This window comes from Achromobacter sp. EB05 (assembly GCF_044232075.1).
Lineage (GTDB): Bacteria > Pseudomonadota > Gammaproteobacteria > Burkholderiales > Burkholderiaceae_B > Achromobacter > Achromobacter dolens.
In genome coordinates this window covers 3,621,229-3,637,543 of sequence record NZ_CP155917.1, presented here as the reverse complement: position 1 = coordinate 3,637,543, position 16,315 = coordinate 3,621,229, and the positions used below count along the sequence as shown (strand labels likewise).

15 protein-coding genes are annotated in these 16,315 nt (G+C 68.8%); 7 read left to right on the top strand and 8 right to left on the bottom strand.

Annotated features, from left to right (window positions below; translation table 11 throughout):
- The first annotated feature begins 123 nt into the window (after positions 1-123).
- The 4 genes from AAID08_RS16560 to AAID08_RS16545 all read left to right on the top strand — a co-directional run bounded on the left by AAID08_RS16560 (position 124) and on the right by AAID08_RS16545 (position 6,111).
- Positions 124-1,131 carry a GlxA family transcriptional regulator gene (locus AAID08_RS16560; protein WP_395756648.1) on the top strand — a complete coding sequence of 336 codons (1,008 nt, stop codon included), beginning with the start codon at positions 124-126 and terminating at the stop codon, positions 1,129-1,131.
- 106 nt (positions 1,132-1,237) lie between these two features.
- On the top strand, positions 1,238-2,473 hold the full coding sequence (locus AAID08_RS16555) for a sensor domain-containing diguanylate cyclase (RefSeq protein ID WP_175142761.1): 1,236 nt from the start codon (positions 1,238-1,240) through the stop codon (positions 2,471-2,473).
- A 71-nt stretch (positions 2,474-2,544) separates the two neighbouring features.
- Positions 2,545-5,253, top strand: coding sequence for an autotransporter outer membrane beta-barrel domain-containing protein (locus tag AAID08_RS16550; protein WP_395756647.1), 2,709 nt, complete (start codon positions 2,545-2,547; stop codon positions 5,251-5,253).
- Between the two features lie 162 nt (positions 5,254-5,415).
- Positions 5,416-6,111, top strand: coding sequence for a hypothetical protein (locus tag AAID08_RS16545; RefSeq protein WP_395756646.1), 696 nt, complete (start codon positions 5,416-5,418; stop codon positions 6,109-6,111).
- Positions 6,112-6,257: 146 nt separating this feature from the next.
- Here AAID08_RS16545 and AAID08_RS16540 read toward each other — a convergent pair whose 3' ends face one another.
- Genes AAID08_RS16540 through AAID08_RS16530 form a run of 3 tightly spaced genes read right to left on the bottom strand, consistent with a single transcriptional unit; the run spans position 6,258 to position 10,164 of the window.
- Positions 6,258-7,781 carry an amidase gene (locus AAID08_RS16540; protein WP_395756645.1) on the bottom strand — a complete coding sequence of 508 codons (1,524 nt, stop codon included), beginning with the start codon at positions 7,779-7,781 and terminating at the stop codon, positions 6,258-6,260.
- 11 nt (positions 7,782-7,792) lie between these two features.
- Positions 7,793-8,779, bottom strand: a complete 987-nt coding sequence (locus AAID08_RS16535; protein ID WP_395756644.1) for a Bug family tripartite tricarboxylate transporter substrate binding protein — start codon at positions 8,777-8,779, stop codon at positions 7,793-7,795.
- The gene (locus AAID08_RS16530; RefSeq protein WP_395756643.1) at positions 8,776-10,164 is read right to left on the bottom strand and encodes a D-serine ammonia-lyase; all 1,389 of its coding nucleotides are present in this window, start codon (positions 10,162-10,164) and stop codon (positions 8,776-8,778) included. Before AAID08_RS16530 ends, AAID08_RS16535 begins: the two co-directional genes overlap by 4 nt.
- A 123-nt stretch (positions 10,165-10,287) precedes the next feature.
- Between AAID08_RS16530 and AAID08_RS16525 the strand changes: the two genes are divergently transcribed.
- Positions 10,288-11,247 (top strand): LysR family transcriptional regulator, encoded by a 960-nt coding sequence (locus tag AAID08_RS16525; protein ID WP_116792463.1) that lies wholly within the window; start codon positions 10,288-10,290, stop codon positions 11,245-11,247.
- A gap of 58 nt (positions 11,248-11,305) precedes the next feature.
- Here AAID08_RS16525 and AAID08_RS16520 read toward each other — a convergent pair whose 3' ends face one another.
- The 3 genes from AAID08_RS16520 to AAID08_RS16510 form a co-directional block, all read right to left on the bottom strand.
- Positions 11,306-11,623 carry a hypothetical protein gene (locus AAID08_RS16520; RefSeq protein ID WP_395756642.1) on the bottom strand — a complete coding sequence of 106 codons (318 nt, stop codon included), beginning with the start codon at positions 11,621-11,623 and terminating at the stop codon, positions 11,306-11,308.
- A gap of 160 nt (positions 11,624-11,783) precedes the next feature.
- On the bottom strand, positions 11,784-11,993 hold the full coding sequence (locus AAID08_RS16515) for a hypothetical protein (RefSeq protein WP_006387073.1): 210 nt from the start codon (positions 11,991-11,993) through the stop codon (positions 11,784-11,786).
- Between the two features lie 57 nt (positions 11,994-12,050).
- Positions 12,051-12,479: a GNAT family N-acetyltransferase gene (locus AAID08_RS16510; RefSeq protein ID WP_395756641.1), complete on the bottom strand. Its 429-nt coding sequence runs from the start codon at positions 12,477-12,479 to the stop codon at positions 12,051-12,053.
- A 61-nt stretch (positions 12,480-12,540) separates the two neighbouring features.
- On the opposite strand from AAID08_RS16510, the gene AAID08_RS16505 reads away from it, so the two are divergent.
- Complete coding sequence (locus tag AAID08_RS16505; protein ID WP_054415695.1) at positions 12,541-12,783, top strand: hypothetical protein; 243 nt, start codon at positions 12,541-12,543, stop codon at positions 12,781-12,783.
- Between the two features lie 261 nt (positions 12,784-13,044).
- On the opposite strand, the gene AAID08_RS16500 is transcribed toward AAID08_RS16505, so the two are convergent.
- On the bottom strand, positions 13,045-14,010 hold the full coding sequence (locus tag AAID08_RS16500; RefSeq protein ID WP_054502294.1) for a 2-hydroxyacid dehydrogenase: 966 nt from the start codon (positions 14,008-14,010) through the stop codon (positions 13,045-13,047).
- Between the two features lie 183 nt (positions 14,011-14,193).
- Complete coding sequence (locus AAID08_RS16495; protein WP_372412673.1) at positions 14,194-15,189, bottom strand: Bug family tripartite tricarboxylate transporter substrate binding protein; 996 nt, start codon at positions 15,187-15,189, stop codon at positions 14,194-14,196.
- Positions 15,190-15,363: 174 nt separating this feature from the next.
- On the opposite strand from AAID08_RS16495, the gene AAID08_RS16490 reads away from it, so the two are divergent.
- The gene (locus AAID08_RS16490) at positions 15,364-16,254 is read left to right on the top strand and encodes a LysR family transcriptional regulator (RefSeq protein WP_049073341.1); all 891 of its coding nucleotides are present in this window, start codon (positions 15,364-15,366) and stop codon (positions 16,252-16,254) included.
- Positions 16,255-16,315: the final 61 nt, after the last annotated feature.

The following is a 16,315-nucleotide window of genomic DNA, read 5'->3' as shown; positions in this document are numbered from 1 at the left end:
GAGGGCTACCTCAATCCCGTTAGCCTACGTGCCGGGCGCAGTTGGCAGCAATGACAAAATCCGGCTGTTTTCTGCCAACCCCGCGTTAAGATCGCCGGTTCCGCATTCACCGCTTCGAACGCCATGCCGTCTGCCGCTGCCTCGCCACGCCTTGTCGCCATTGTGGCGTTTCCGAAAGCACAACATCTGGATATCGCGGGTCCGGCGGACGTCTTTGCGATGGCCTGCGCGTTGGGCGTTGACTCGCCCTACCGTGTTGTCGTGCTGTCCGGCGGCGGCGGCCCCGTCACGCTATCGAACGGGCTGACTTTGCATACCGCAGCCGCGGCGGACATCGATCCGCTCGGCATCGACACGTTGATCATTGCCGGCGGCGAACGCGAAGGGTTGGAGCATGCCGCGGCCGACGCCTCGTTGGCGGCCTGGGTAGGGCGCGCCCGCGCGCCTGTGCGTCGCCTGGCTTCGGTATGCACGGGCGCGTTTCTGTTGGCGCATTGGGGCCTGCTCGGCGGCCGGCGCGTGACGACTCACTGGGAGTCGGCGCGAGTGCTGGGGCAGTACTTCACGGACATGGACGTGGATGCCGATGCCCTGTACCTCCAGGATGGCAAGCTCTGGACTTCGGGCGGCGTGACCGCGGGCATCGACATGTGCCTGGCCATGGTCGAACAGGATGCCGGGCGCTGGCTCGCCGCGCGCGTTGCCCGGCAACTGAATCTGGCACTGAGGCGCCCAGGCAACCAGGCGCAGTACTCCCTGATACTGGAGGGGCAGGCCGGCGCCTATGGCGAGTTGGTCGATTGGCTACGACAACACCTGGCCGAAGCGATCAGTGTCGAGCGCATGGCTCAAGTCGCGGGGCAGGCGCCGCGCACCTTCCACCGCGGATTCACGCGCGCCACCGGATTCACGCCACGCGACTTCCTGGAAGCGCTGCGCCTGGAGGCGGTGCGAACCAGGCTGGAGGCGGATCAATCGCTCAAGATGTTGGCCAGGGCCACGGGGTTCCGTTCGGAGGCGCAGCTTTCCAAGGCATTTCAAAGACGCTTCGGACTCGCGCCTTCGCAGTATCTCGGCCGCGGCGCAAGCGGCGGCAGCCGCCACGGATCCCCTGCGCTTGACAATCCTTGACTGTTGAGTCCTGGCGATACATTACGACACACTGTAATCTTTTCGGCACACATTGTGTCAGTCGGGCAAAGGCCGGACTGGGTGTCATTCCAAGCGTCCCCTGACTATGCCCGTCACCCTCCTTGAGTGGTCCGTGCCGGCGGCGATCCTGATGTGCGCCGCAGGCCTCTGCGCCGCGCGCTTTGCCGGCTTCCACACGCTACGGTGGGGCGGCGCCCTGGGCTGCCTGGGCGCGGGCTACGCCGTCATGCTCGTACAGGCGAGCAACCTTGCCCCGTACAAGCAGGTCGTCGAGGATGCTTTCATCCTGGGCGGCGTCATCCTCGCCTGTCGCGCATTGCTGAGCCGGCGCGGCCGCCAGATTCCGCTCCACTTCGATGTTGCGGTCCTGCTTGCCTCGACGGCGATGGTGGTTGTCTCGGTGGCGCTGTTCGCGAGCGCGAAGCTGGAGACCTTCTTCGTCCTGGCCTGTTGCGCGCTGGTCACCTGGCGGACCACGCTGTCCTTCGCCAAACAGGCCGCGACCACGTCGGACAGGGTGCTTGCCGCCACCTTTCTCTTCATCGCGCTGGTATTGACGGGGCAATGCGTCCTGTACATCGCTGCTCCTGCGCCCATGCTCGCAACGGGAGAATGGCGAGCGTCCGTGTGGGGGATCCTGATCCAGTACACCGGCCTGCTTGGCAGCATTGTGCTGACGCTGGCGGTCTTCATCGCGACGAGCTACGACGCGATAGAGAAATACCGGCGTCACGCTCATACCGACGCCCTCACGGGCCTGTTGAACCGGCAAGGCCTCGACAGCCTGCTCGCCACCGTTTCGGGACGCCCTTTTACCGAAGGCGAGACGCCGACGGCCCTGATCATGGCCGACATCGACAACTTCAAGCGCATCAACGATCGGTACGGCCACCCGTTTGGCGATATGGTGCTGGCGCGATTTGGCGCCTTGCTCCGGCCGCATGCGCAGGCGCGTGCCCATGCCGCGCGCCTGGGAGGAGAAGAGTTCCTGCTGTTGCTGCCCGCTGCGGATCTGGAGCGCGCCGCCGCGATCGCCGAGGAGATCCGTGCGGATTTCGCGGCGCAGCGCTGGGCGCAGCATGCGCCCGATTCACGCTTCACGGCCAGCATGGGCGTGACGCTGATGCAGGCGGGAGAGCCCTTCGCCAGCGCGCTCAAGCGCGTGGATGACCTGCTCTACACGGCCAAGCGGCGAGGACGGAACTGCACGGTCGCGGGTCCGGCGCCAGCCGACGCGGGACCTGGCCGGCGCGCCTTTGGCGCCTCGGGAACAGGTCCGGCGCGGCGACATGGCGTCGAAGGCGCCGTCCAGCATGGGTAAACACCTATAAAAACACGGCGCCGCGTGCCGTAGTGCTCGCGTGTGGCTCGCATCTACTTGGGAGGAATATCGTGGTCGACGAAAAGCGTAATCGTGCCGGGTGGTCAAGTTGGATAATCCTGGCCGCTTCCGCCGCCAGCCTCTCGAATCCCGCTGGCGGGCAAACGGTCTCCAGTACCGGCGACGTGCAGCCCGGGCCGGTGGTATCGCCGGACTGGGACGTCGGCGGCGACCTCATCGTCGGCGATTCCGCCACCGGCACGCTGACCATCAGCAATGGCGGGTCGGTGCGCAACGATTGGGCCTTCATCGGCAATCTCAACGGCGGCGTGGGCACCCTGACCGTGACGGGTATCGACGGCAGCGGCAAGGCGTCCAGTTGGACCAGCCTCAGCGCCGTGTATATCGGCACCGACCCGGGCAGTACCGGCACGCTGCGCATCCTGGACGGCGGCGTGGCGCAAAGCCAGTCGGGCACCCTTGGCGGCAGTGCCGGCAGCGTCGGTACGGTTGTCGTATCCGGTGCGCGATCCACCTGGAATCTCAACACGGTCAGCGCCTTCCTGATCGGTTCGGACGGCAAGGGCACGCTGCAAATCGACAATGGCGGCGCCGTGCATAGCGGCCAGGGGATGATCGGCTGGAACGCCGGCAGCGAAGGGCACGTTACGGTATCGGGGCGCGCATCGGTCTGGGACCCGCTGAACAACATCTACGTCGGTTTCGACGGCACCGGTGAGCTGCTGGTGCAGGATGGCGCCACCGTGCACACCGAGGCGTCGACCCGCCCCAGGGGCGCGGCATCGATCTACATCGGCAGGGGCGTGGGCGGCATCGGCACGGTGACCGTCTCGAGCACGACGGGCGACATCTCGACCCTCTCGTCCACGGACCGCATCGAAGTCGGCTCGGCGGGCACGGGAACGTTCACGGTCGCGAAGGGCGGCTTGGCCATCGCGGCTGTTGATACATGGGTTGCCACCGACGGCACGGCCACCGGCACGCTGAACCTGACCGGCGACGCCAGCGGTCGTGGCGTGCTGGAGACGGGTTCGGTCATCAAGGGCGCGGGCAATGTCACCGTCAACCTGAATGGCGGCGTCCTGCGCGCCAACCGGGACGAGGCCAATTTCCTGAGGGGCTTTGCGACGCAGGCGGTGGGCGCCGGCGGCGCCTGGTTCGACACGAACGGCCATGATGTCGGCGTGCGCACCGCTTTCTCCGGCACATCCAGCCTCAACAAGCTGGGCGCTGGAACGCTGACGTTGTCGGGCAACAGCGCGGCCTTCACCGGCAACACCGAGGTGCAGGCCGGTACGCTGCAGGTCGACGGCGTCCTGGGCGGCCCGGTGGATGTGCAGACCGGCGCGCGGCTGACCGGGACCGGACGCGTCGGCGCGACGAGCAACAAAGGCACCATCGCGCCGGGCCCGCGCACGGGCTTCGGCACCTTGACGATTGCCGGCGACTACGCCGCGCAGGGCGGCAACCTGGAAGTCCGCACCCGACTGGGCGGCGATGACTCGCCGACCGACAAGCTGGTGATCACCGGCGCCACCGCGGGCGCCACGCCGGTCACCGTGAAGAACATCGGCGGCGCCGGCGCGCAGACACAACGCGGCATCCAGGTCGTGCAGGTCAACGGCGTCTCCGCGGGCCAATTCAACCTTGCCAACGGGGACTACGTCATCGGCGGGCGCCCGGCCCTCGTGGCGGGCGCCTATGGCTATGTGCTGCAGCAGGATCCGGCCGACGGCGGTTGGTATCTGCGCTCGTCCCTGGCCGACCTCGGCGCGCCCCAGGTCGGCAGCGGTTCCCCGGCCGCACAACGCCCGTTGTACCAGCCCGGCGCGCCCGTCTATGAAGCCTACGCCAACACGCTGCTTCAATTGAGCCGTCTGCCGACGCTGCGTCAGCGCGTGGGCAATCGCCTTTATGATCCTGCGGACAGCGGCCGCAACGGCGTATGGAGCCGGGTCGAGGGATCCACGGCCAGGCTTGAGCCCTCGGTGTCCACCACGGGCCAGCACCAGAATATCGACAGTTGGAAAGCGCAATTCGGCGTGGATCGCATCCTGTCGGGCGAGCCGGGCGGCTCGCGCCTCGTGGGCGGTCTGGCCTTGCACTATGGCAAGGCCGACACCCGAGTGTCGTCAGTGTATGGCAATGGCACGATCGACACGGCGGCCTACGGCCTGATGCCGACGCTGACCTGGTACGGCAAGGACGGCCTCTATGTTGATACGCAGGCGCAGGCAACCTGGTTCGACAGCGACCTGAAGTCCCGGCTCGCGGGCAAGCTAAAGGATGGCCAGCACGCGCGCAGTCTTGGCCTCGGTATCGAAGCGGGCAAGGCCTTCTCCTTGAACGATCGCCTGGCCCTGATCCCGCAGGCTCAGCTTGCGTACGCATCGACGCACTGGGGCAGTTTCAATGACAGGTTTGGCGCTCGCGTCGACGGCGACAAGGGCAACAGCCTTATGGGTCGCTTCGGTGTGGCGCTGGACTACAAGCGCGATTCTCAGGCCGGCGGGCGCAACGGTGAAGCGAGCGTCTACGGTGTCGTCAACCTCAAGCACGAGTTCCTGGACGGGACCCGCCTGCGGGTTGCCGATGTGCCGTTCAGCAGCCGAATGGCGCGCACCTGGGGCAACCTGGGCGTCGGCGCCAATTACGGTTGGGGCGGGCGCTATGCCATTTACGGTCAGGTCGACGCCGATGCGGATTTCTCCGGCAGCTATGTCGTCACTGCCACCGCAGGGTTCAGGATGTCGTTTTAGCGGCAGGGCCGACTTTGAACGCCAGCCAGTGGCAATCCTTCTCCTGGCGCTTGCCATTGATGGCCTGGTTTCGCATTGCCTGACGACGCTATATAGAATGGGGTCCGAAATCCGGTCGGGCGGCAGATGCGCGTCCCGATTCGTCAACCGTGGGGAGAACCGATGCAAAGACGGATGTGGGGAGCGGGGCGCGCCACGCCGTGGGCCGCCGGCCGGCGCGGCGTCGCGAGTGACCGCGCGCGCCTGTTGCGTCCGCTTGCGGCATTGCTGTGCCTGGGCTTGAGCGCCTGCATCAATGTCCGGCCGATGCAGCCGCCGCCACCGCTGTACGCCCTGTGGGCCAAGCCCGGGGTGGACCGGCAAGGCGTGCGTGACGCGCTGCTCGACTGCGGCTATCCCAGCGCCAGCCATGTCGACGGCACGACCATCACCAACAACGACTATGCACGGGGTGAGCAGTGCATGCTCGGCAAGGGCTTCGCCTACCAGGAGCGCCACACCTACTGCGACACCCATCCCCATCTGGCGGCCTGTCCGGCAACCGACGGCGTCGCGGCGGCGGGGGCACGGCAACGTCCGCCCGCCTATGAACAATGGACCCGGCCGGACGCCGACGCCCAGCGCGTGCAGCAAGCCATGCGGGCGTGCGGCTACGCCTCGGTCATCGAGCCGGGCGACGACATGCTGCTCAACGATATCGCCGCCGCGCAGTTGTGCATGCTCGACGTGGGCTTCCAGTTCACGTTGCCGGCCAGCGCGCTGTTGTGCAGGAATCCCCCCCTGCTGGCGGCCTGCCGCGGCCGCGTGATCGACACCGCCCATTGCTGCGCGCCGCCCCGGGCTGCCGGCCAGCGCTGACGCCGCGGCCCTGCGTCAGTCGGTGCCCGGAAACGCATCCACCCACTTGACCGTCACGTCGGGGAACGCGTCCACGAACTGGATCTTGAAGTCCGGGAAGGCATCGACGATCTTCCATTCGCCGCAGCGGTCGGCGAAGGCGCTGACTATACCGCCGAAACTTCCGCCGCCGACGGTCCCCGTGCCACCCCCGGCGGCGCCGTCACGATCGACGTCAATGCCGGCTCCGCCGCCTTCAACCCCGCCAGATCCGGCCGCGGCCGCCGCAGTTCCTCATTGCCCGCGAACGCGGACTCCATCCCTTGCGCCGCCGCCAGCACCTCGCGATCCCCGCGGAACCTGCCCACGATCTGCAAGCCGAACGGCATCCCCTTGTGATCGCGCCCGCAAGGCAGCGTCAGCGCCGGATGCGTGGTCAGTGTGATCACGTACGTCAGCGCCAGCCAGCGGTAATAGTTCTCCTGCCGCTTGCCGTTGATGGCCTCGGCATACAGCCGCGTCCACGGAAACGGCGACACCGGCGTGGTGGGCGACAGGATCAGGTCGTAGTCGTCGAAGGCGCGCTGGAAGCGCTTGATCAGGCGGGTCTGCTCGGCCTGCGCCCAGGCGCAGTCCTTCAGGCTCATGGCCGCGCCCATCTCGAAATTGGCGCGGGGGTTGGGGCCGAGGCTGGCAGGGTCCTTCTCGTAGGCCTCGCGCATGCCGGCCACGAAGGCTTCGGCGCGCAGCACGTCGAAGCAGCGGTGGGCCTCGCCGAAGTCGATCTCGATGGGATCGCAGGCCGCGAACAGGTGGCGCATGGCGGCGATCTTGGCGCGGAAGGTGGCGCGGATGCCGTCGTCCACGTCGCACAGCCCGAAGTCTTCGCTGTAGGCGACGCGCAGGCGGCCCAGGTCGGCGTTGCCTGGCGCCAGGAACTGCAGCGGATCGAGCGGATAGCTCAGCGGGTCGCCGGCGTCCGGGCCGGCGCTGGCGGCCATCTGCAGGCAGGCGTCGGCCACGGTGCGGCCCATCGGGCCGACCACCGAGATTGGCGTCCAGCCCAGCGGCTTGCGCACGCTCGGCACCACCCCCGGCGACGGCCGGAAGCCGACCACGCCGCACTTGGCGGCGGGGATGCGCAGCGAGCCGCCAGTGTCCGACCCGGTGCACAGTGGGAACAGGTCGCTGGCCAGCGCCGCGGCCGAGCCGCCGGAAGAGCCGCCGGCATTCAGGTTCGGGTTGAAGGGATTGCCCGTCGCGCCCCACACGGTGTTGCGCGAATTGGCGCCCGCGCCCATCTCGGGCACATTGGTCTTGGCGGCCACGATGGCGCCGGCGTGGCGCAGGCGCGCCACCAGCGTGACGTCCTCGGTCGGCACGTGGTCGCGGTAGATCGGCGAACCGAAGGTGGTGAGCAGGCCGGCGGTGGGCTCCAGGTCCTTCACGCCCAGCGGCAGGCCATGCAGCAGGCCCAGCGTGTCGCCGGCCATCACCGCCTGCTCGGCCGCGCGCGCCTCGATGCGGGCGCGCTCGAAGGCCGTGGCGGTGACGGCGTTGATGTACGGGTTGACCGCCTCGATGCGTGCAATGCACACCTCCAGCAGTTCCACCGGCGACAACTGGCGCGCGCCGATCAGGCGCCGCAGTTCCACCGCGGATAACGAGACGAGCGAATCGTCCAGGGTCATGAGTGCTTCCTTCAATCGATCTTGATGTTGGCGCGCTGCGCGACGTCGCGCATCTGCGGCAGTTCCTTCTGGATCAGCGCTTCGCCCTCGGCGGCGCTGGAGAAGGCCGCCTCGAAGCCTTGGGCTTCCAGGCTCTTGCGCACGTCGGGCGATTCGACCGTGGCGCGCAGGGCGGTTTCCAGTTTGGCCTTGACGTCCGCCGGCAGGCCGCGCGGCGCGGTGAACATCAGCCAGGTGTCCATGGCCACCGACGGATAGCCTTGTTCGGCGAAGGTCGGCACGTCGGGCAGGAAGGCCGAACGGGTCGGGGCCGAGACCGCCAGCACGCGCACCTTGCCCAGCTTGCTCTGCGGCAGCGCGGCCGCCACGGTGTCGACCGAGAACGGAATCTGGCCGCCGATCAGGTCGGTCATGGCCGGCGCGCTGCCCTTGTAGGGGACGTGGATCATCTTGATGCCGGCCGCGGCCAGGAACGCCTCGCCGACGAAGTGCGCGGTGGTGCCGGCGCCGAACGAGCCGTAGGCGGGCGGTTCCTTCTCGCGCGCCTTGGCGTAGGCGACCAGTTCCTTCAAGTCCTTGACCGGCACCTGCGGATTGGCCAGCAGCGCCAGCCCGGTGCGGCCCACGATGCCGAGCGGCTCGAAGCTCTTGACCGGGTCATACGGCAGCTTGGCCTGGATCGCGGGGTTGACCGTGAAGGTGGTGCCCGAGCTGACCAGCAGCGTGTAGCCATCGGGCGCGGCCTTGGCGACGTAGCCGGCGCCGATCGCGGTGCCGGCGCCCGCGCGGTTTTCCACCACCACCGTCTGGCCCAGTTCCTGGCCGAGCTTCTGCGCGATGACGCGGCCGAGCACGTCGGTCGCGCCGCCGGGCGGAAATGGCACCACCAGCGTGATGGGGCGGGTCGGATAGCCGGCCTGGGCGCTGGCTGGGGCGGGGGCGGCAAGGGCGCTAGCCAGGGTGACACCAAGGGCAATCAAGGCAGTCTTCATGGTCATGCTCGACGAGAGAGGTGGAAGGACGGCGCGTCGGTCGGCGCCTGGGGGGTGGCCGCGAGTCGTTGCCCGCGGCTCAGGAATCGGTCGTACTCTTCGGCCGGCACATACAGCCCGCCGGTGGTCCAGGCCAGATGCGTGGCGCGCGTCAGATGCGGCAGCAGGCCGCGCTGGCGCAGCCACTGCTGCCCGGCCGGGCTGTGCAGCAAGTGGCGCGGCCCGGAAAACCCGGCCGCCGCCGACGGCTCGATGCGCAGGCCTTCGCTGTCATGCAGCCGCGCCAGATCGCCGTACAGGGTGTCGTCGGCCACGGTGTAGACGCCGGCCAGCGACCGGCCGACGGCGGCATACGCCAGGTCGGAGGCGCGCGGCACCGCCAGGCCGTCGGCCTCGGTCTGGTTGGTCAGGCCGATGTCGTAGACCGACGGCGGCACCGGCACGCCGGGCAACTGGCCATGGCCGGCCATCATGCGCAGCAGAAAGCAGGGCGACTGCACCGGTTCGGCAAAGAAGCAGTGCGCGTGCGCGCCGTACAGCAGCGACAGGCCGAAGGCGATGCCGCCGGGCGCGCCGCCCACGCCGCAGGGCAGGTAGACGAACAGCGGATGCTCGGCATCGACCACGATGCCGGCCTGCGCGATCTGGTCGCGCAGCCGCAGCGCCGCCGCCGCGTAGCCCAGGAACAGCGAGGGCGAGCGCTCGTCGTCGACGAAGTAGCCGCGCGCATCGGCCTGGACCTGGCGGCGGCCGGCGGCCACGGCCTTTTCGTAATCGCCGGGGTGTTCCACCACCTCGACGCCCCGGGCGCGCAGGCGCGCCTTCTTCCATTCCTTGGCGTCGGCCGACATGTGCACGGCGGCGCGAAAACCCAGCGCCGAAGCGATCACGCCGATGGACAGGCCCAGGTTGCCGGTCGATCCGACGGCCACCTGGTATTGCGCGAAACAGGCGCGGGCCGCAGGCGCGGCGAGCTTGCGGTAGTCATCGCCGGGCGCGATCAGGCCTTGCGCCCACGCCAGCTTCTCGGCGAACTCCAGCACCTCATGAATGCCGCCACGCGCCTTGATCGAACCGGCCACCGGCAAAGCGTGGTCGGCCTTGATCCACAGGCGTCCGCCATCCGGCGCCAGGCCCAGCGCCTGCTGCATGGCGGCGGCCTGGCGCAGCGGCGACTCGATCACGCCGGCCGAGGCTTCCAGTTCGGGGAACAACTGCGCCAGCAACGGCGCGAAGCGCGTGAAGCGGTCGTGGGCCGCCTGCACGTCGGCCAGGCCGAAGGGGACGCCGGTGTCGGCCGCGCCGCCATCGGGGCGGGTCCACAGCAGCGGTTGCGCCGCGCGCAACGCCTGCAATGAAAAAGCGGGAACGGAAGCCTGGGACGGGGTCATGCCTGCGTGTTCCATAGAGGGAGCGTCATGCAACGGTCACATCCTAGGCGGCGGCTCCGTATTGCGGCAATATGAATTGCTAGAATCATTCATTGCGTTTTACGCAAACCAAGGGCAAACCCGATGAACCCGCAAATCCTGCAGGAAATGGCCGTGCGCTACTTCCTGGAAGTGGCGCGCTGCGGCTCCGTCAGTGTCGCGGCGGAGCGGCTGGACGTGGCGCCGTCGGCGGTCAGCCGCCAGATCGCCCGGCTCGAACGCGAATTGGGCACCCTGCTGTTCGAGCGCCGCTCGCGCGGCATGGCGCTCAACGCCGCCGGCGAACTGCTGGCCGCCCACGCCAAGCGCGCGCACCAGGACGTGGAGCGCGTTGCCGGCGAGATCATGGGCCTGCGTGGCTTGCGTCAGGGGCTGGTGCGGGTGGTCTGCACCGAAGGCTTCGCGCATGACTTCCTGCCGGCCGCCATCGCCGTTTTCCGCCGGCAATACGCCGGCATCCGTTTTTCGCTGGACGTGTGCTCGCAGCGCGAGGTGCCCGTCCGGGTGCGGGACGGCACGGCCGATATCGGCGTCACGCTCAGCCTGACCTCGCACCATGACGTACGGGTCGAGCTGCGCATGCCGGCGCCGGTGCGCGCGGTGGTGGCGCCCGACCATCCGCTGGCGGGCCGGTCCGAGGTATCGTTGGCCCAGTTGATGGCCTATCCGCTGGCCTTGCCCGATGCCGATTCGACGCTGCGGCAACTGATCGACATCAGTTGCAGCCGCCAGCAGTTGTCATGCGAACCGATGTTCTCCAGCCGCAGCGTCGACGCGCTGGTGGCGTTCGCGGGGGCGGGCGGCGGCGTGGCGTTCTGCGGCGAACTGGCGATCCGTTATCGCCTGCGCGCCGGGCAGGTGGTGGCCCTGCCGCTGCGCGACCGCGAAATGAACGAACGCCACTTCGAGGTGCAGACGCTGGCCGGACGCGTGCTGCCCGAGGCGGCCAAGGCCTTCATCGCCAGCCTGCGCGCGCAACTGCAAGCGGACGGCGGCGCGGTGCTGGCGCGTTGGCGGGAAAGCGGCGCGGCGCCCGCGCCTTAGCGGGAGCGGGGCGCGGCGTCCGCGCCTTTATTGGGAGAGCGTTGCGACGCCCGCGCATTTAGTGCGAAAGCGGCGCGACGCCAGCGCCTTGGCGCGGCGTCGCGATCATGCCGGCCTGGCGCGCGGCCAGCCAGGCGCGGCCCTTTGGCGTCAGCGTGGCCACGGCGGTCCCGGCGTCGCCGGCAGATCGGCGCGCCAGATCCACCAGGCCGTTGCTGGTGGCGTCTTCCCAGGCCGACAGGCGCGGACACGAAGTGCGCCACGCCTCCATGATGTCGGCATAGGTGCGAGGGCGCTCGGCAGCCCAGATCAGGAACTGCGTCAGGTTACCCAATTGCGAGGCGCTGGCCTCGATGGCGGGGGTGTCGTCGGACATGGCGGGCTCCAGGCGCGAAGGGCTGGTTTTCACGATACTCCCGCGCCAGCGCCGCGGCCAGCTCCGAAAAGGCCTGTTCCCTGGCCAGTCCCGCGCGCATCCCGCGCCCACGGCCAGCAACGGCCAGCAACGGCCATTGGCGGCCACCAGCGCCACGCGCTCAGGCGACCCGTGTCACGCTGTCGCCCGGCCGCGCCATCTCGTGATACAGGTCGTCCAGGTACGCCGCCAATTCGTCTTCCGCGACATCCGCCGGAATGACGATCTCGCCAGCGCGCACGCGCTTGCCCGCCACCGACTGGTACACGGCCCATTGGCCAGCTTCGCGCTCGATGTCCAGTTGCAGGCGGCGGTAGATGTCGAATCGCATGATCGGCGTGGCGGGATCTCGATGGTGGCGCGCGTGGCGGCCCGGCTTGTGCCGCGCTCAGGCAGACGCCGGGCCGATGAGCTTCCTCATCGACGGCGCCGCATGCAGCGTGTATTGCTCGCGTTCATAGAATGGAATCGCGTCGGGCCGGGCATCCAGGAACACCGCCCCCATCCCGCGAGCGCGGGCATCCGCCTCGGCGTAGGCCATCAGCGCGCGGCCGGCGCCGCTGCCGCGCACCGCTTCGTCGACCACCAGATCGTCCACATGCAGGTGCGGACCGCGCGCCAGCGTGTGCACGGGCCGCATGCCCATCACGCCGATCAGCCTGCCGTCGCGGTAGGCGCCGACCAGTTCGTAGCCGCCATGCGATTGCCGCCGCACGCGCTGCAGGAATTCGGCTTCATCGAGGGCGGCGCGCAACTGGCTGATCAGGGGAAAGGCCTGGGCCCAGGCGGACGGCTCGATTCTGCTGCAGATCACCATGATGTCTCCGGATCGTTTGGCGGCAGGCTACCATGGCCCGGCCCCAAACAGAGGAGCGGCCATGGAAGAAGCATTGAACGGATTTCAGATCACGCGTGGCGCGTTGCAGGTGCAGGACGGCTACGTGCCGGTCATCGAGGCGCGGGGGCCGGCGCCCGACGGCCGCATCCTGCATGGCGCGGTGGCGGTGACCGAATATGGCGTGTTCGACGATCAGGAAGAGGCCATCAACGCCGGCTGGACGATCCGGGTGCGGTCGATCGCGGCGCGCGCCGATGGGCTATCCATCACGATCGATGCGTGACGCGGGCAATCGCGTCGAATGTGGGGCGATGGCGCCGCAATCGCGGAAAAATGCCAATACGCCTGGGCGGAGATTGCTGGCGTCCCGACTCGTCGCCAGGCGCCAATGCAAAAAAAATCCGGCCCGAAGGCCGGAAAAAACTTACAACAACAAGCACAACGGCTCGCCGGCACGAGCCAGTGCGGTGAGAAATTTATCATGTATGAGATAAATTACAAGATGTAGTGTCCATTAAATGGACGCTTGCTGCGGCGATCCCTCTCAAACCACCCGCGTCACCGTCTTGCCGTCGCGGAACCAGCCGTCCAGGTTGGCCAGCATCAGGTCGGCCATGGCGCGGCGGGTTTCGTGCGTGCCGCTGGCGATGTGCGGCAGCATCACCACGTTGTCCATCGCGTTCAAGGCGGCCGGCGTGGCCGGTTCATGCTCGAACACGTCCAGGCCCGCGCCGGCGATGGCGCCGCTTTGCAGCGCCTGGACCAGCGCGGCTTCGTCGACCACCGTGCCGCGCGCGATATTGATCAGCCAGCCGCGCGGGCCCAGCGCCCGCAACACCTCGCCATTGACCAGGTGGCGCGTGGCGCCGCCGCCCGGCACTGCCAGCACCAGGAAATCGCACTCGGCCGCCAGCGTCGTGATGTCCGGGCAATAACGGTAGTGCGCCGGCGCGTCCGCGCGCGGCTTGCGGTTGGTGTACAGGATGGGCATATCAAATGCTTCGGCGCGCCGCGCGATCTGCAGGCCGATATTGCCCAGCCCGACGATGCCGCAGCGCTTGCCGCTCATGCGCGTGCCCAGGCCGAAGCCTTCCTGCGGCCAGCGGCCGGCGCGCACGAAGCGGTCGGCCTCGGCGATGCGGCGCGACGCCGCCAGCATCAATGCCAGCGCGGTGTCCGCCACGCAGGCATCGAGCACGCCCGGCGTGTTGGTGACCCGCACGTCGCGCGCCTGCGCCGCCGCCAGGTCGATGGTGTCGTAGCCCACGCCGAAACTGAATACGCCTTCCAGCGCCGGCAGCGCGTCGATCAGCTCGCGCGATGCGCCGAAGCGGCCGCTGGTGGCGATGCCGCGGATCGCCGCGCCGTGGTCGCGCAGCAGCGCCGCCTGGTCGGGGCTTTGCCACCAGCGGTGCACGCGGTAGCGCGACTCCAGTTCGGCGGTCAGTTCGGGCAGCAAGGGACCCACCATCAGCAGGTCGGCGAGGGGCTGGGAAGCAGTCGTGGTCATGTCGGGTGTCATGGTTGTTGCAGCGACCCGCGGGCGCGGGATTCGCAAGAAAAGGGGCGGCGGCGGGACGACCGAGGAAAGCCGTCCGCGCCGGGACGGACAGGGGACAAAAAAAGGGCGGTGCGCAATGCAGCGCCCTCGGGGCGCGTCATCGCATCGTGGGCGGTCGCTGCGCCCGCCCGATCATTGGGTCTGGATATGCCGTGTCTTGATGATCTCCCCGTAGCGCGCGCGTTCGCTGGCCGCCAGCGCCTGCAGTTCCTGCGGCGTCGAACCGTGCGCCAGCGCGCCCTGCGATTCGAGCTTGGCCTGCATCGCCGGGTCGCTGGCCACTTCGCGGATCGCGGCCGACAGCTTGTCGATCACCGCCTGCGGCGTGCCCGCCGGCGCCAGCACCGCCGTCCATGAGCCGGTCTGCGCGTTCTTGACGCCGGCCTCGTCGATGGTCGGCACGTCGGGCAGCGCGGGCGAACGCGTCGCGCCGGTCACCGCCAGCGCGCGCAGCTTGCCGGAATTGACGTACGGAATGGTCTCCAGCACCGATGCGAACAGCATGTCGACGCGGCCCGCCATCAGGTCGGTCATGGCCGGGCCGCCGCCCTTGTAGGGCACGTGCATCAGGTCGGTGCCGGTGGCCTGCTGGAAAATCTCGCCCGACAGGTGCGGCGCGCCGCCGGTGCCGGAACTGGCGAAGGTGTGCTTGCCCGGTTGCGCGCGCGCCAGCGTCACCAGGTCCTTCACGTTCTTGGCGGGCAGGGTGGTGGGCACCACCAGCACGAACGGCAGGTCCGAGAACAGCGATACCGGTGCGAACGCGGTGGCCGGATCGGAATGCAGCTTGTAGATCCACGGATTGATCGCCAGCATGCCCGAATTGGCGAACAGCAGCGTGTAGCCGTCGGGGTTGGCGCGCGCCACCAGATCGGCGGCGATCTGCCCGCCGGCGCCGGGGCGGTTGTCCACCACCACCGAGGCCGCCAGCTTGTCGCCCAGCGCCGCCGCCAGCAGGCGCGCGGAAATGTCGGTGCCGCCGCCCGGCGAGAACGGCACGATCAGGTTGATCGGGCGGTCCGGGAACGGCGCGGCCTGCGCCGCGGCGGGCAGGACGCCACAGGCGGCCAGGGCCAGGGCCGCGGCAAGGAAGCGGCGGCGCGGGCGTGCGGAATTGCGTGTCTCCATGGTCTTCTCTTTGTAGTAGTAAGCGGCGCGGGCCGCGGAAAGTCGATGCTGCGATGGCACTCCTTTCGCGGGGCGGAAAAACGCGCCCCGGTGCTGCGGCCGAGTATAGGAACGCCGGCCGATGGATGACTATTCGAGCTATAAATAGCATTGATCAATTCAAGGATTGAATCGATGGAATTCCGCCAGCTCGAATGCTTCATCGCCGTGGCCGAGGAACTGCACTTCGGCCGCGCCGCCCAGCGCCTGTGCATGACGCAGCCGCCGCTGTCGCGCCAGATCCAGTTGCTGGAGCAGGACCTGGGCGTGACGCTGTTCGAGCGCAGCAGCCGCCAGGTCGAACTGAGCGCCGCTGGCCGCCGCTTCCTGCGCGACGCGCGCCACCTGCTGGAGTACTCGGCCCGCGCCACCGCCAGCGCCCGCCGCACCGCCGGCGGCGACGCCGGCCACATCACGCTGGGCTTCACGGCGGTGGCCTCGTACCGCCTGATGCCCTCGCTCATCATGCGGGCCCGCAAGCGGTTGCCGGGCGTGGAGATCCAGTTGCGCGAAACCGTCAGCACCGACCTGTCGCGCCTGCTGCTGGCGCGGGAACTGGACGCGATCCTGGCGCGCAGCGTGCCGCAGCAGGCCGGCATCGAGGCCCGCCTGATCGAGCGCGAGCCGCTGGTGCTGGCGCTGCCGGCGGATTCACCGCTGTGCGAACAGGAGGTGGTGCCGCTGCGGCTGCTGCAGGGCCAGCCCTTCGTGCTGTATTCGCCGCGCGAAGGCAAATACTTCTATGACCGCATCGTCGGCGCGTTCGGCCTGGCCGACGTGCAGCCCGACTACGTGCAGCGCGCCAGCCAGACGCATACCTTGCTGGCGCTGGTGCGGGCCGGACTGGGCGTGGGCATCGTGCCCGATTCGGCGCGCGAGCTGCGCCTGGAGGGGGTGGAGTTCCGGTCGCTGGGCCAGCGCGACCTGTATGCCGATATGTACCTGGCCTGGCATGCGCAGCACGACAACCCGGCGCTGGAGGCCTTCCTGCGGCAGGTGGCCGAGGTGCTGCCCCCCGCGCCCTGAAGGGGGCGACAGCCGGGGGCGCGCCCGGCGTGTCGTCGCCGTTCAACGCGATGGGAAGGGC